The organism is Mesorhizobium sp. GbtcB19, from assembly GCF_019091085.1.
GTDB lineage: Bacteria > Pseudomonadota > Alphaproteobacteria > Rhizobiales > Rhizobiaceae > Mesorhizobium.
Genome location: NZ_JAGXJY010000066.1, coordinates 1 through 1,159, shown reverse-complemented (window position 1 = coordinate 1,159; position 1,159 = coordinate 1). Strand labels below are relative to the sequence as shown.

The 1,159-nt window shown below is 62.4% G+C and carries 1 protein-coding gene; it reads left to right on the top strand.

Translation table 11 applies throughout. The features are described 5' to 3' along the window. The first annotated feature begins 90 nt into the window (after positions 1-90). On the top strand, positions 91-1,152 hold the full coding sequence (locus KVT37_RS31585) for an ISAs1 family transposase (protein WP_217578928.1): 1,062 nt from the start codon (positions 91-93) through the stop codon (positions 1,150-1,152). Positions 1,153-1,159 lie beyond the last annotated feature (7 nt).

Here is a 1,159-nt window from a genome sequence, read left to right as displayed (position 1 = left end):
GCAGGGGAATCGCATATGGGTTTTTTGGGACTTGAAGTTGGCCTGAGAAGGGATTCTTTGGGCAGGCAGTCGAACTGAGGAGAGACTGCCATTTCGAGCCTTGAGAGCTATTTCGGCGCGCTGCCCGATCCGCGCGCTGGCAACGCCACGCACCGGCTTGGCGATCTGATCGTGATGATGATCGCCGCGAGCCTGTGCGGGGCGAGCAACGCGACGGAGTTCTCGTTGTTCGCGCAGGAGCGCAAGCAGGCGCTGTCGCGGTTGATCGAGTATGAAGTGGCACCCAGCCACGACACCTTCTCGCGGCTGTTGCGACTACTTGATCCGGAGGCGTTTGGGCGAGCGTTCGCTGCTTTTGCCGCAGGCTTCGCGCGGGCATGCCAGGAGGTGGTCGCGCTTGACGGCAAGGCGCTGCGGCGAGCCTATGAGAAGGGTCTTGCGGCCAGCCCGCCCCTAACGGTATCGGCCTTTGCCGCCGAGACGCGGCTGTGCCTTGCGGCAGTGTCGCCGGGGGACGAAAGCAATGAGATCGAGGCAGCCCTCAAGGTGGTCGAACTCATTGATCTCGCTGGCAGAATGGTCACGACCGACGCGCTCCATTGTCACAAGCGCATGGCACAGGCCATCACCGAACGCGGCGGCGACTACCTGCTCGCGCTTAAAGGCAACCGCCGCCATTGGGTCGCTCATGCCAAACAACATCTGGCCGAAACCGCCCCCGCTGTGGCGGAGCGCAGTGAGACCAGCCATGGTCGTGACGAGTGGCGTCAGGCCGAGGTGGTGGCCGCCACCAAGCCACTGATGGCCGGCCACGAAGCCTTCATCCGCATCACCAGCCAGCGCGATCAGGCCAAGCCGCTGACGCGACTGTTCATGGCTTCCACTCTGCTGTCGCCACAGCAGGCGCTTGAGCTCACGAGAGCCCATTGGCAGATCGAGAACGGGCTGCATTGGATGCTCGACGTTCATTTGGATGAGGATCAATCCCGTGCCCGCAAGGACAATGCCCCTGCCAACACCGCGCTCCTCACCCGCATCGCCAGAAACATCCTTCAGCTCGCCGATGTCGACAAAGTCCCCATCAGCCACCGCATCAAGAAATGCGCATGGAACGACGACTACCTAATCCAGGCCCTGACCCATATGCGATAGCCCTGCC